The sequence below is a fragment of the Paraburkholderia sp. 31.1 genome (assembly GCF_014397645.1).
Lineage (GTDB): Bacteria > Pseudomonadota > Gammaproteobacteria > Burkholderiales > Burkholderiaceae > Paraburkholderia > Paraburkholderia tuberum.
Window position 1 is genome coordinate 15,777 of record NZ_VZQN01000032.1, and the last position, 13,529, is coordinate 29,305.

General features: G+C 64.7%; 8 protein-coding genes. 5 read left to right on the plus strand and 3 right to left on the minus strand.

Annotation, left to right across the window (positions count from 1 at the left end; all coding sequences use genetic code 11):
- Positions 1 to 152: 152 nt before the first annotated feature.
- Together F6X37_RS23675 and argA are read right to left on the minus strand one after the other, a co-directional pair.
- Positions 153 to 425, minus strand: a complete 273-nt coding sequence (locus F6X37_RS23675; RefSeq protein ID WP_026225286.1) for an oxidative damage protection protein — start codon at positions 423 to 425, stop codon at positions 153 to 155.
- Between the two features lie 74 nt (positions 426 to 499).
- Positions 500 to 1,888, minus strand: coding sequence for an amino-acid N-acetyltransferase (argA, locus tag F6X37_RS23680; protein ID WP_090800877.1), 1,389 nt, complete (start codon positions 1,886 to 1,888; stop codon positions 500 to 502).
- 23 nt (positions 1,889 to 1,911) lie between these two features.
- Here argA and hrpA point away from each other — a divergent pair, with 23 nt between their 5' ends.
- The gene (gene hrpA, locus F6X37_RS23685; protein ID WP_187612958.1) at positions 1,912 to 6,246 is read left to right on the plus strand and encodes an ATP-dependent RNA helicase HrpA; all 4,335 of its coding nucleotides are present in this window, start codon (positions 1,912 to 1,914) and stop codon (positions 6,244 to 6,246) included.
- 149 nt (positions 6,247 to 6,395) lie between these two features.
- Here the strand turns inward: hrpA and F6X37_RS23690 are convergent, their stop codons facing one another.
- Entirely contained in the window at positions 6,396 to 8,906 is a 2,511-nt protein-coding gene (locus tag F6X37_RS23690; protein ID WP_187612959.1) for a YadA family autotransporter adhesin, read from the minus strand.
- Between the two features lie 608 nt (positions 8,907 to 9,514).
- Between F6X37_RS23690 and F6X37_RS23695 the strand changes: the two genes are divergently transcribed.
- From F6X37_RS23695 to F6X37_RS23710, 4 genes are all read left to right on the plus strand, one after another.
- Entirely contained in the window at positions 9,515 to 10,534 is a 1,020-nt protein-coding gene (locus F6X37_RS23695) for a beta-propeller fold lactonase family protein (RefSeq protein ID WP_187612960.1), read from the plus strand.
- Between the two features lie 90 nt (positions 10,535 to 10,624).
- A complete protein-coding gene (locus F6X37_RS23700) occupies positions 10,625 to 11,623 on the plus strand; it encodes a sterol desaturase family protein (RefSeq protein WP_187612961.1) in 999 nt (332 codons plus the stop codon).
- 197 nt (positions 11,624 to 11,820) lie between these two features.
- On the plus strand, positions 11,821 to 12,654 hold the full coding sequence (locus tag F6X37_RS23705; protein ID WP_187612962.1) for an EI24 domain-containing protein: 834 nt from the start codon (positions 11,821 to 11,823) through the stop codon (positions 12,652 to 12,654).
- Between the two features lie 19 nt (positions 12,655 to 12,673).
- The gene (locus F6X37_RS23710) at positions 12,674 to 13,519 is read left to right on the plus strand and encodes a competence/damage-inducible protein A (protein WP_187612963.1); all 846 of its coding nucleotides are present in this window, start codon (positions 12,674 to 12,676) and stop codon (positions 13,517 to 13,519) included.
- The last annotated feature ends 10 nt before the right edge of the window (positions 13,520 to 13,529 follow it).

Consider the following 13,529-nt stretch of genomic DNA (forward strand, 5'->3'; position numbering starts at 1 on the left):
CGCTTTTTGAGGCGAAGACGACGCGAGCGGCGGGCGCGATGCGCGGCCGATGTTGGTGCGAAAAAAATCCGCGCTCGCGGCGCGGACTTTCAGGCGTGTGTTGGCTCGGTTTGGGCGACGCGTTGTGTCGTGTCGTCCTCGACGAGGCAAGCTCAGGCCGACGGCGGCACGTAGCCCGACGCGGTATCCGCGCCTTCGCCGAAGAAGAACTTTTCGGTCTGCTTCATCAGGTACTGCCGCGCGCGCGGATCGGCCATGTTCAGGCGGTTTTCGTTGATCAACATGGTCTGCTGCTTCAACCAGCTCTGCCAGGCTTCCTTCGAGATACTTTCGTAGATCCGCTTGCCGAGTTCGCCCGGCAGCGGCGGGAAATCGAGGCCTTCGGCTTCCTTGCCGAGCTTCGCGCATTGAACCATACGAGTCATGCTGTGCTTCTCCTGTAATCGATGTGGGGCGGGCAGACGCCGGTTCGGATCAGATGGGGGCGATCACGAAGTACTCAAAGCTGTTTCATCAGCACGAGCGATTTGCGCTGCCAGTTATAGAGTCGGCGGCGGTCTTCGGGCAAGTCGTCGACCGTAACCTTGACGAAGCCGCGCTTCAGGAACCAGTGTTCGGTGCGCGTGGTGAGCACGAAAATGCGCGTGAGGCCGCGTGCCCGCGCGCGCTGTTCGATGCGTTTGAGCAGGCGCTCGCCGTCGCCGGTGCCTTGAGCTTCGGGCGCGACGGTCAGGCACGCCATTTCGCCGATGCGCTCCTGCGGATACGGATACAGCGCCGCGCAGCCGAACAGCACGCCGTCGTGCTCGATCACCGAGAAATGGTCGATATCGCGTTCGATCTGGTGACGGCCGCGCCGTACCAGCGTGCCGTCTGTTTCGAGCGGCTCGATCAGCGCGAGAATGCCGCCGACGTCGTCCGGCGTTGCTTCGCGCAGGCTTTCGAGGTTTTCGTACGAGATCATCGTGCCGACGCCATCGTGCAGGAACAGTTCGAGCAGCAGGCTGCCGTCGAGCGCGTACGGGATGATGTGCGCACGCGGCACGCCACCGCGGCAGCCGCGGATCGAATGCTTCAGGTAGAACGCGGCGTCGCCAGTCACTTCGCCGCTTTCGTGCAGCTTGTAGGCGTCGTCGAGCGACAGTTCGCGGATCAGCTCGGTGCCGCTTTCGCCGGTTTCCATCAGGCCCGGCGTTTCGGTCAGGAACACGATCTTGTCGGCGCGCAGCGCGATCGCCGCGGCCGAGGCCACGTCTTCCATCGACAGATTGAATGCCTCACCGGTGGGCGAGAAGCCGAGCGGCGACAGCAGCACGAGCTTGCGGCTCGCAAGCGAGTGTCGGATCGAATCCGCGTCGATCTTGCGCACGAGGCCCGTGTGCTGGAAGTCGACGCCGTCCAGAATGCCGACGGGGCGCGCCGTCACGAAGTTGCCCGATACGACGCTGATGTGCGCGTGCGCCATTGGCGTGTTCGGCAGACCCTGGCTGATCGCGGCTTCGATGTCGAGACGCACTTCGCCGGCCGCCTCCTTCGCGGACTCGAGCGCGCGCGCGTCGGTGATGCGCATGCCGTGTGAAAACTCCGATTCGACGCCGTGCAGGCTCATCTGCTCCTCGACCTGCGGGCGCGAGCCATGCACGAGCACGATCTGGATGCCCATTGCCTGCAGCAGCGCGATGTCGGACACGAGCGCATTCAGCAGCCCTTGATGCACCACTTCGCCGCCGAAACCCACGACGAATGTCTTGTTTCGGAACGCGTGGATATACGGGGCGACGGAACGCATCCAGTCGACGAATTGCGCGTGCTGGGCGAGGGTTTCCGGCGAGTCGGCGGGGGCCGGGACGCTCGCGGGCGCGGGGACGAGGTCGGTTTGGGAATTCATGCCGGGGATTATAATGCGCCCCCATGTCGAATGTACCCAAAAGTCCCGCTGGGGCGAACGAGAAACCGGCGTCGGCCGGCGAGCCGGCCAACCCCGGCGACACGATGCGCCGGCCAGCGCAGGATGCGAGACCCGATCAGGCGCGTGACGCGCGTCGGGGGGCGGGCGCGTCTGCGCGAAAGGTGCCGCCTGAAGGGGGCGGTGCAGGTCGAAAAGGTCGCGAAGAGCACGCTGGCGCGCGTGACGAACGGCGCGGTGAATCCCGCGATGAATCGGATGACGCGTCTGGTGCGAAGCGGGGCGGTGGGGCTCGTGGCGAGCAGCGTCACGGATCGCGCGACAAACAATCGGGCGAGCCGCGCAAGGAACAACCTCGCGCGCCGCGCGAAGCGCGGCCGTCGCGGGTCGTCGAGCCGAATCCGATTCCACCGGTCACGTTCCCCGAAGCGCTTCCTGTCTCCGGTCGTCGCGACGAGATCGCGCGGGCGATCGCGGAGAATCAGGTCGTGATCGTGTCGGGCGAAACCGGCTCGGGCAAGACCACGCAGTTGCCGAAAATCTGCCTCGCGCTTGGCCGTGGTTTCGGTGCCGGCGGCAATGGTCTGATCGGCCATACGCAGCCGCGCCGGATCGCCGCGTCGGCGACCGGGCGCCGTATCGCCGAAGAACTCGGCACGCCGTTCGGCGAAGTGGTCGGCTATAAGGTGCGCTTCAACGACAACCTCGCGCCGGGCGCATCGGTCAAGCTGATGACCGACGGCATTCTGCTTGCGGAAACGCAGACCGATCCGCTGCTGAATGCCTACGACACGCTGATCATCGATGAAGCACACGAGCGCAGCCTCAACATCGATTTTCTGCTCGGCTACCTGAAGGAGATTCTTCCCAAGCGTCCCGACCTGAAGCTGATCGTCACCTCGGCGACGATCGACGCCGACCGTTTTGCGCGTCATTTCGGCAGCGACGACAAACCCGCGCCGGTGATCGAAGTGAGCGGCCGGATGTATCCGGTCGAGGTACGTTACCGTCCGGTCGTCGAGGACAGCCCGGCGGTCAAGGCGGCGCAAGGGACCTCGGGTGCAACCTCGTCTGGCCGCGAGCGCCCGAAGACGCAGCGCGAGACTGATCGTGATCTGATGGAGGCGATCGTCGACGCCGTCGACGAACTGTGCCGCGAAGGCCCCGGCGACGTACTGGTGTTCCTGCCCGGCGAGCGCGAGATTCGCGACGCCGCCGAGGCGCTGCGCAAACATCATCCGCCCCACACGGAGATCCTGCCCCTGTTCGCGCGGCTCTCGGCCGCCGAGCAGGAGCGCGTGTTCCGCGCGTCGAACGCGCGCCGCATCGTGCTCGCGACCAACGTCGCCGAAACTTCGCTGACGGTACCCGGCATCCGCTACGTGGTCGACACCGGCCTTGCGCGCGTGAAGCGCTACTCGTATCGCAACAAGGTCGAGCAGTTGCAGGTCGAGTCGATTTCGCAGGCCGCCGCGAACCAGCGCGCAGGGCGTTGCGGCCGGGTCGCCGATGGCATCTGCATTCGTCTGTATGAGGACAGCGACTTCCAGGGCCGCGCGCGCTTCACCGATCCAGAAATTCTGCGCTCGTCGCTTGCTTCGGTGATTCTGCGCATGAAGTCGCTGCATCTGACGGCGATCGAAACCTTCCCGTTTATCGAACCGCCGCCGGGCCGTGCGATTTCCGATGGCTACCAGTTGCTCAACGAGCTCGGCGCCGTCGACGACGACACCCACCTGACGCCGCTCGGCCGCGAACTCGCGCGACTGCCGCTCGATCCGCGCGTTGGCCGCATGATCCTCGCCGCGCGCGACCAGCAGGCGCTGAAGGAAGTGCTGATCATCGCGAGTGCGCTGTCCGTGCAGGACCCGCGCGATCGCCCGATCGAAGCGCAGGAGCAGGCGGACCAGGCGCATCGCCGGTTCGCCGACGAGCGCTCCGAATTCCTGCAGTGGCTGAAGATCTGGAACTGGTTCGACGAAGCGATCGCGCACAAGAAATCGAACCGGCAGCTGCAGGACGAGTGCCGCAAGAACTTCCTGTCGCAACTGCGGCTGCGCGAATGGCGCGACGTCCACTCGCAGCTGCTGACGGTGGTGCGCGAGCACGGCTGGCGGCTGAACGAAGCGGAGGCAACATTCGAGCAGATCCATCTGGCGCTGCTGACCGGTCTGCTCGGCAACATCGGCCTGAAAGCCGACGACGAGCCGTACTACCTCGGCGCGCGCGGCATCAAGTTCTATTTGTGGCCCGGCTCGGCGCTCGTGAAAAAAGCAGGCAAGTGGGTGATGGCCGCCGAGCTCGTCGAAACGAGCCGTTTGTACGCGCGCTGTATCGCGAAAATCGAGCCGGAGTGGGTCGAGAAGGTCGGCGCGCATCTGCTCAAGAAGTCGTTGTCCGAGCCGCATTGGGAAAAGCGCGCGGCGCAGGTGTCCGCGTTCGAGCGCGCGATGCTGTACGGCCTGCCGATCTATCACCGGCGGCGCGTTGCATTCGGCAAGCAGGACCCGGCGCGGGCGCGCGAGCTGTTCATTCGCGGTGCGCTCGTCGAAGGTGAGTTCGACACGAAGCTTGCGTTCTTCGCGCACAACCGCAAGTTGCTCGCCGACATCGAGCAGCTCGAGCACAAGTCGCGCCGCCAGGACGTGCTGGTCGACGACGAATTGATCTACGCGTTCTACGATCAGGCGCTGCCGGACGGCATCCATACCGGCGCCGCGTTCGAGCGCTGGTATCGCGACGAGGTCGAAAAGAGCGGCCAGGCGGAGGACAAGCTGCGGCTGTTGTATTTGTCCCGAGACGATCTGATGCGGCACGAGGCGGCGGGTGTCACGACGGATCTGTTCCCTAAGCGGCTGACGATGGCGGGCATCGAGATGGCGCTGACCTACCACTTCGAGCCGGGCACGCCGCGCGACGGCGTGACGCTCGCAGTGCCGCTGTACGCGCTGAACCAGGTCGACGCGCGCCGCTGTGAGTGGCTCGTGCCCGGGATGCTGAAAGAAAAGGCGCAGTTGCTGCTGAAGTCGCTGCCGCAAAAGCTGCGTCGGCATTGCGTGCCGCTCCCCGAGTATGCGGCGGGCTTCGCCGAACGGCACGGCGCACAGCGCTTCGGAGGAGGAGGCTTGCTCGAGGCGCTGATCGCCGACCTGCGCGAGCAGACCCAGGTCGCGATGAAGCAGTCCGACTTCAAGCTCGAGACGCTGCCCGCGCATCTGTTCATGAACTTCAAGGTCATCGACGAACATGGCCGGCAGCTCGCGATGGGGCGCAATTTGTCGCAACTGCGCGCCGAGCTCGGCGCTCAGGCGCAGCAGCATTTCCAGAAGCTCGTTTCGGGCGCGGCGGGCGCCGCCTTGGCCGACGCGGGCGGCGGCGGTGTTGCGGCACCTGCACGCTCTCAAGATTTGGCTCAGAGTGGCGCGTCGCGCGGCAAGGGCGCGGCCGCGCCGCAACCCGCGACACCCGAAGGCGTACCAGCCACCGCTCTGTATGAAAACCTGACCACGTGGAATTTCGGCAAGTTGCCCGAGTTGCTCGAAATTCGCCGTGGTGGTCAGACGCTGTTTGGCTACCCGGCGCTCGTCGACCGTGGCACCCATTGCGACGTCGAGGTGTTCGATTCGCCGGAAGAAGCCGCGCGGATTCATCGGGCGGGCTTGCGTCGGCTCTTCGCGCTGCAGTTGAAGGAGCCGATCAAGTATCTGGAGAAGAATCTGCCGGGCCTGCGCGAAATGGCCATGCAGTTCATGCCGCGCGGCACGCAGGAGGAACTGCGCGATCAGCTGATCGACACCGCACTCGACCGCGCGTGTCTGCAGGATCCGCTGCCCTACGACGATGCGAGCTTCCATGTCCGCCGCGACGAAGGGCGTAGCCGCCTCACGTTGCTCGCGCAGGAAATTTCGCTGCTGGTCGGTCAGATTCTTGGCGAATACGCGAGCCTGACGAAGAAGCTCCTGCAGGCGAAGCCATTCGCGGCCGCGTACACCGATCTGCAGAATCAGCTCGATGCGCTGATCGGCAAGCGTTTTGTCGTCGATACGCCATATGCCCAACTCGCACATTTCCCGCGTTATCTGAAGGGGATGGCGCTGCGTATCGACAAGCTGCGCGCGGACGCCATACGCGACGCGCGCCAGTTCGCCGAATTCCAGCCGCTGCTGCAGCACTATCAGCGCGCGGTGTCGCAGCGCGGCGGCGTCGTGGATCCGCGGCTCGCGGAATTCCGCTGGCTGCTCGAAGAATTGCGCATCTCGCTGTTTGCGCAGGAGTTGCGCACCCCGATGCCGGTTTCGGTGAAGCGCCTGCACAAGGTGTGGGAGTCGATGCAGCGCTAAAGCCAGGGCGCTCGCTCGCGGACGCTGGACACTGGGTGTGCACCGCGGCCGATGAGCGGGCCCGCGCACCGGTGCGCGCGGGGTACACCGAGCGTCCTCTGAGCGCCGTCGCGGCCGGACTCGGTCCGATACGTTCGCTCGAGCTGATTTCACCAATGCATCCCCGCGCCGATCGATGCACCGAACTGTCGGCGAGAGTCGGTGCTGCCTTGGACCTTGTAGATCCATTTGCCGGTGTCCGACAACTGCGACACGCTGATTGCGAGCGCAGATTGACCGCCGTACGTGCCACCCGCCATGGCGACCATGCCGTGTCCCGGCAGGACCGCTTGCGGCAAAGCTGCCATTGCGAGCGCCGATGCCGTGCCCCCGTAGCTGTCCCGACGGGCGGAGCGGATCTGGTCGTCGGTATAGCGATTCGACGCGCTGATCGCGCCGCTCACGCTTTGCTGCAACTGATCGACGTTGACCGCGTCGGTGCCTCGCACGCCGGCCGCGACGTTGGCGATCTGGCGTTCCTGGCCCGCCGCGCCAACCGATACCGTGTTCGCTCGGTCGGCGACGGAGCCCTGGCCTAACGCCACCGAGTTGTCGGCGCTCGCGCTGGCTGCGGCACCGACCGCCGTCGCGTTGTTGCCGCTGGCGATGGCGTTCGCTCCGATGCTTGCCGCGTTGGTGCCGCTTGCTTGTGCATTCGCTCCGACGGCAATCGCGTTCGTGCCGGCCGCCTCTGCGTTCGCACCCTCGGCGACCGTGTTGACGCCGCTCGCCCGCGCGTTCGCCCCGGCCGCAATCGCGTGCGCGCCGGACGCCTGCGCGCTCTCAGTCGCGCTATCGCCTGCCGCGCTGAACAACGCGTCGGCCGTGCCGATCGTCGCGTTATTGATCGCGCCTTCAAGCGCCGCGTTCAGCTGACCGAGGTTGACCGCGTCGGACGCCTGTACGCCGTCCGCGACGTTGTGGATGACGGTGCCCTCCGTGGTATCGCCGCCGAGCGTAACGCTGTTCCGGTTGATGCTGCCGTCGGCGTTCGTGTCGTACATGACCGCGCCGTCGAGCTTCGCTGCGGTCGCGCTGCTCTGGTCGCTCACCGCTTTCAGCTGGGCGACGTTGACCGCATCGGTGTCGGCGGTGCCAGCCGCGACGTTGGTGATCTGGCGCTCGTTGCCCGTTGAACCGACCGACACGGTACCCGCGCGATCGGCGATCGAGCCCTGGCCGAGCGCGACGGAGTTTGCAACTAGCGCGCTCGAGTTAGATCCGAGCGAAAGTGCGTTGTCGGCGGCTGCGCTGGCACCGGAGCCGAGCGCGAGGGCGCCGGCGCCGTTCGCCGTGGCGTTGGAGCCGAGCGCCGTCGCACCGGAGCCGTAGGCCGACGCTGAGGCGCCCAGCGAGGTCGCGTCGGCCGTGCCGGCGATGGCGCCCGCGCCGATCGCGGTCGAGTCGGTTGCGCTGGCGCTGGCGCTGGTGCCGAATGCGGTTGCGTTGCTGCCCATAGCGCTGGCGTTGCTGCCCGCGGCAAGCGCGTGCGTGCCGTCTGCGAGCGCCTCGTTGGAGCCGTCGACCGGGTCAGCAGCGCTGAAGTAATGCAGCGCGCTGCTTTGAGCGAGTGCATCGACCTTGTTGTCGACCGCGCTCAACTGGCTCACGTTGACCGCGTCGGTGGGCGCGGCGCCCGCGGCGACGTTGGTCAGGCGACGCTCGTTGTTCGCCGAGCCGAGCGAGACTTCGCCCGTCGCGCTGGAGGCCGCGATCGGGGTGGCGCCCGTTCCCACGGGCACAAACGCGCTTTGCGACAGGTCCGTCGTGGTGCTGGCGTTGGCGCCTAGCGCGACGCTATTGTCGGCGCTCGCGTTTGCGTTGCTGCCGAGCGCGATCGCGCCGGCTCCCGCGGCCGTTGCGCCGAAGCCGATTGCGCTGGCGTAGGCGCCGCGTGCCTGCGCGGCAACGCCGAGGGCGATGGCGCCGACGCCGCTGACGACGGCATTACTGCCAAGCGCGACGCTCGAGTCCGCGAGCGCCGAGGCCCATGCTCCGGCGGCGAGCGAGTTGGCGCCTCCGGCCTGCGCGACATAGCCGAGCGCGGTCGATCCGACGCTGGTTGCCGTGGATAGGGAGCCAAACGCGGAGGCGGCCGAGTCCGCCGCTATTGAACCGGAGCCCGCTGCGACCGAGTCGACGCCAAGCGCCGACGCGTTCAGACCGACCGCGGTCGCGCGTTCCGCTTGCGCATTCGCATAAGGCCCGAAGGCGCTCGCGCCTTCGCCTTGTGCGGAAGAGGAGAGGCCCATGGCGACGGCGCTATCGCCCTGTGCCGTGGCGTTCGCCCCTAACGCGATCGCGCCGTCGTTTTGCGCGTTCGCCTGCGAGCCGACCGCCAGCGATGAGTTGCCGCTTGCGGTGGCCTGTGCACCTATCGCGACCGCGATGTCGCCGGGCGCGCTGGCCGTGCCTACCTCGACGGAATCGACGCCGGCGCCTGTCGCTTCCGTGACATAAAGGGCCGCCGCCGCTATTGCAACACCCGCGGTACTTCGAACCGTCCGGGCGATGCTTTTCTGGCGCGCGGAAGCACGGTGTGTTTGCAGGCAGGCAGTTCGCGGCGCTGCGACTTTTATTTGAGACGTGGTATGGCGAATTATCGAAATATTCTTGTTCATCAATTAAAAATCCTCCGCATTATTGTAGTTAGTGGCACGTAGTTAGTGGCACGTAGTTAGTGGCACGCAGCGCGTATTCCGACTTTGACGTGAAGTTATTGCCTGGTGGGTTTGAAAATATTGAAAATACAAAAACGCCGGTCATTGGTAAGGCTTGCGTTATTTGGCCGAGCGCGCGTCAGCCCGGCGATGTACGCTCGGGATTCATGGGGGAGGCGCTACCGGGGTGGCGCGTATGGAGAATTCTCCGATGTCCGCGTGCAATTCAGATATCAGCAAACTCCGAAATTCAATTGAGCTAAAAAATATATTAATACGGCTAGGTTTTTATTGATAAGGAAAGAGGAGTATTCTTATTGTTCCCGCTAATCATTTGCGCGATTTTAACGTGTGGCTGATGCATGATTGACCCTGACAGGGAGAGCACATTGATTCCTCACTCGAAAACCCGCGGCGCGAGCATCAAACCGGACGTGGCAGACGAAACCTCCCGCACGCGGCCGCGCTTCATCGCACCCGTCATTTTTCGGTCGTCGCCAGTGACTTACGTCAACCGCCCGGACCGGCAAACGTTTTACAATGACCGTTGTTCTCCGAAGCGAGTTTTCATGCGTAAATTTTTTCTTCCCGGCTTGAGTGCCACGTTCGCCGCGACCGCGGCGCTGGTCGCCGCCGCAGGCTTTTTTTCTCCAGCGGCGCACGCCAATAACGTGATCGTGCTCAATTCCGGCGAGGCCACGCTGAGCCTGATCGACGAGAACAGCCACCAGGTCATCGGCACCGTGCCCACGGGCAAGGAACCGCATCACCTGATGGCCACGCCGGACAATTCCTCGCTGATCGTCGCCAATTCGGTGTCGAACAGCCTGATGTTCGTCGATCCGAAAACGGGGCAGTTACAGCGCTGGGTCGAGAACATCGAAGATCCCTATCAGATCGGTTTTTCGCCTGATCGCAAGTGGCTCGTCACTACGGGACTGCGGCTCGATCGACTCGACATCTATCACTACGACAACCAGAAAAACCAGATGACGCTGGCTTCACGGCTGCCGCTCGCGGTGATGCCGAGCCACATGGCGTTCTCGAATGACAGCAAGACGGTGTTCGTCTCGCTGCAGATCTCGGGCGAGCTCGCCGCCATCGACCTGCCCACGCAAACCGTCAAATGGAAGATGAAGGTCGGCAAGGTGCCCGCGGGTCTGTGGATGACGCCGGGGGAAAAGTACCTGCTCGTCGGCATGACCGGCGAGGACTGCGTCGCCGTGGTGGACTGGCGCAACCAGAAGGTCGTCAAGACGATTCACACGGGCAAGGGCGCTCACAATTTCCGCTCGCTCGCCGACGGCAAGCATGTCGCGGTGTCGAACCGCGTCGCTAGCACGATCAGCATCATCGACGAAGACACGCTCACCAACGTCGGCGACATCACCGGCCTGATGCCGGGACCGGACGATATGGAACTTTCCGCCGACAAACGCTATCTGTGGGTGACCTTCCGCTTCGCGAAGCACGTTGGCATCATCGATCTCAACACGCGCAAGCTGATCCAGACCATTGAGGTGGGCCGCTCGCCGCACGGCATCTATTTCTTCGACCGCGCGCCGGTGACGGCGCCGAACGGCGCTTGAGGGGCCTGAAGGCGCCCGACAGTGCCTGAGGGCAACAGGGCAGAGCCAGGACGCCACGAGCCACCAAGGATGAAGTAACAGGCCAGCATCATGTTCCATCTGATTTTCTCCTCACTCGACAGCTTCGTTTCAGCCGCGCAGACGTGGCTGTACGTCGACGTGGTGCAGCCGCTGCTGTTCCGGTTCAATCTGATGGACTACGACGAGGACACCTACGACAGCCTGTACTGGGTCATCGTCGGTGTGCTCGAGGTGCTCGCGATGTACGCGATCCTGCGTCCGCTCGAGGCGCTGCGCCCGGTCGAGCAATGGGAGAACCGCAAGGCCGTGCGCGTCGACGTGCTGTACACGTGGATCGCCAAGCTCGGCATTCTGAACCTGTTCTTTTTCTTCGCGCTGCAACCGTTCTTCGACAACGTGCAAGGCTGGCTGCGGCTGCACGGCATCGCGAACCTGAACTTCGACAACCTGTGGCCCGGCGTGACCACGCAGCCGCTCGTCACGTTCGTCATGTATCTGCTCGTACTCGATTTCGCCGGCTACTGGTATCACCGCTGGCAGCACCGCGTCGGCGTGTGGTGGGAGCTGCATGCGGTACACCATAGTCAGCGGCAGATGTCGCTGTGGTCCGACGATCGCAACCATCTGCTCGACGATCTGCTGCAGGCGTCGTTCTTCGCGATGATCGCGCTCGCAATCGGTGTGCCGCCGTCGCAGTTCGTCGTGCTGGTTGCGATCACGAATCTCGCGCAAAGCGTGCAGCACGCGAACATCCGCCTGTATTACGGCTGGCTCGGCGAGCGGCTGCTCGTCAGCCCGGCGTTCCACCGCCGTCACCACGCGATCGGGTACGGTCATGAAGGGCTCAAATACGGTTGCAATTTCGGCGTGCTGTTCCCGTGGTGGGACATGTTGTTCCGCAGCGTGTCGTGGAGCCGTGATAGGGAGCCGACCGGTATCAGCGATCAGCTCGAAGGCCGCCGCTATGGCGATGGATTCTGGGAGCAGCACTGGTTCGCCTTCGTGCGCATCGCGCATCGCCTCGTATCGAAGCGCCGCGCACCCGGCAACGACACCGCTGCCGTTTGAGTCGGTCCAGAGTCCGTTCTGAGTCCATTGCGGATCCATTCGAGCGCGCACTCCGCCGCGCTGCTCGCTTCCGCCGGCGGCGCGTTCCTTGGTTTATGCTGTGCACGTTCGAGCGCACCCTCCAGTGCCCCAGCATGCCTGGCCCGGGCGCGGCGCGATTCTCCCGTCCATCGTTTCGTTCGCAGGCACTGGCTCGCATGAATGATCTGTTGCGCTCGTTTGGGCGCGCACTCGCAAGCGCGTTGCATCCGCGCATGCTCTGGCTGACCTTCAAACCGTTTATCGTCGCGACGGTCGGCTGGGGCGTACTCCTGTGGTTCTTCTGGCAGACGCTGACCGGCGCGACCCGCACCTGGCTCGACGACTGGTCTTTCACCGCCACGCTTTATCATCTGTTCGACGTGCTCGGTTTTTCGACGCTGCACGCGGTCATCGCGCCGTTCATCGTGATTGCGATGGCGATCCCGCTGATCGTCGTCACGGTGCTGCTGCTGATCGCCATGCTGTCGATGCCGGCCGTGATCCGCTTTCTCGCGGCCCGCCAGTTCGCCGGGCTGGAGATGCGCCGCGGCGGAACGTGGTACGGTAGCCTCGGTCAAGCGCTCTGGACCACGCTGCTGTGTCTGGCGCTGCTGATCGTCACGTTGCCGCTGTGGCTCGTGCCGCCGTTCTTCGCGTTGATTCCGCCGCTGCTGTGGGGATGGCTCACGTATCGCGTGATGACCTACGATGCGCTCTCGTTGCATGCGACGCGCGACGAGCGGCGCGAACTGGTGCGGCGCCACCGGCTGCCGTTGCTGCTGATCGGTATCGTGAGCGGCCTGCTAGGTTCGCTGCCGACGCTGTTGTGGGCGTCGTCGGTATGGCTGATTGTGCTGTTCCCCGTGATCACGACGGTGACGATCTGGATTTACGCGTTCATCCTCGTGTTCTCGGCGCTATGGTTCGGCAACTACTGCCTGCGCGCGCTGCAGCGCATGCGGGCGGAAGCGCCTGGTGGCGCGCGTGAGGTCGCGCCGGTTCCCTATTGATCAAACGAAAGAGGCGGCAATGGCATTTGGCGTCATCATCATCGGCGATGAAATCCTCTCGGGCAGACGCGTCGACAAGCATCTGCCGAAGGTCATCGAGTTGCTCCGCGGGCGCGGGCTGTCGCTCGGCTGGGCGGAGTACATCGGCGACGATCCGGAGCGCATCACGGCGACGCTGCGGCGCACGTTCGCGTCGGGCGACATCGTGTTCTCGACGGGCGGTATCGGCGCGACACCGGACGACCACACGCGCCAGTGCGCGGCGGCCGCGCTCGGCGTGCCGCTCGAGCTGCATCCGGAAGCCGCGAAGCTGATTCAGGAGCGTATCCGCGACATGTATCCGGCGAACTCGCCGGCGCCGCTCGATCTGAACTCGCCCGAGAACCGGCATCGCCTGAATATGGGCACGTACCCGCAGGGCGCCGACATCATTCCGAACGGCTACAACAAGATTCCGGGCTTTTCGATCCGCCAACACCATTTCGTGCCGGGTTTCCCGGTGATGGCCTGGCCGATGATCGAGTGGGTGCTCGACACGCGGTACGCGCATCTGCATCACACGACGCCGCACGCTGAAAAATCGCTGCTGGTGTTCGAGTTGCCGGAGTCGCGCGTGACGCCGCTGATGGAGAAAATCGAGCGCGATTTTCCGGGCGTGCGGGTGTTCAGCCTGCCGAGCGTCGGGGATGCGGAGCGCGGCGGCGTGTATGCGCGGCATCACATCGATCTGGGTGTGAAGGGTGAACCGGAAGCCGTCGCCGCGGCGTTCGTGAAGCTGCGAGAGGGGGTGCATCTGCTCGGTGGCGATATCGTCGAGCCTGAAGCGGCGGCGGCAGCGGCGGCAGCAGCCGCGGGTAAGCCGTGAAGCTGAGCGG

Excerpts from the sequence above, each read along its gene's own strand:
- F6X37_RS23695 (WP_187612960.1), top strand. The coding sequence starts at position 9,515 with ATGCGTAAATTTTTTCTTCCCGGCTTGAGTGCCACGTTCGCCGCGACC.
- F6X37_RS23700 (WP_187612961.1), top strand. The coding sequence starts at position 10,625 with ATGTTCCATCTGATTTTCTCCTCACTCGACAGCTTCGTTTCAGCCGCG.
- hrpA (WP_187612958.1), top strand. The coding sequence starts at position 1,912 with ATGTCGAATGTACCCAAAAGTCCCGCTGGGGCGAACGAGAAACCGGCG.
- F6X37_RS23675 (WP_026225286.1), bottom strand. The coding sequence starts at position 425 with ATGACTCGTATGGTTCAATGCGCGAAGCTCGGCAAGGAAGCCGAAGGC.
- F6X37_RS23690 (WP_187612959.1), bottom strand. The coding sequence starts at position 8,906 with ATGAACAAGAATATTTCGATAATTCGCCATACCACGTCTCAAATAAAA.
- F6X37_RS23710 (WP_187612963.1), top strand. The coding sequence starts at position 12,674 with ATGGCATTTGGCGTCATCATCATCGGCGATGAAATCCTCTCGGGCAGA.
- argA (WP_090800877.1), bottom strand. The coding sequence starts at position 1,888 with ATGAATTCCCAAACCGACCTCGTCCCCGCGCCCGCGAGCGTCCCGGCC.
- F6X37_RS23705 (WP_187612962.1), top strand. The coding sequence starts at position 11,821 with ATGAATGATCTGTTGCGCTCGTTTGGGCGCGCACTCGCAAGCGCGTTG.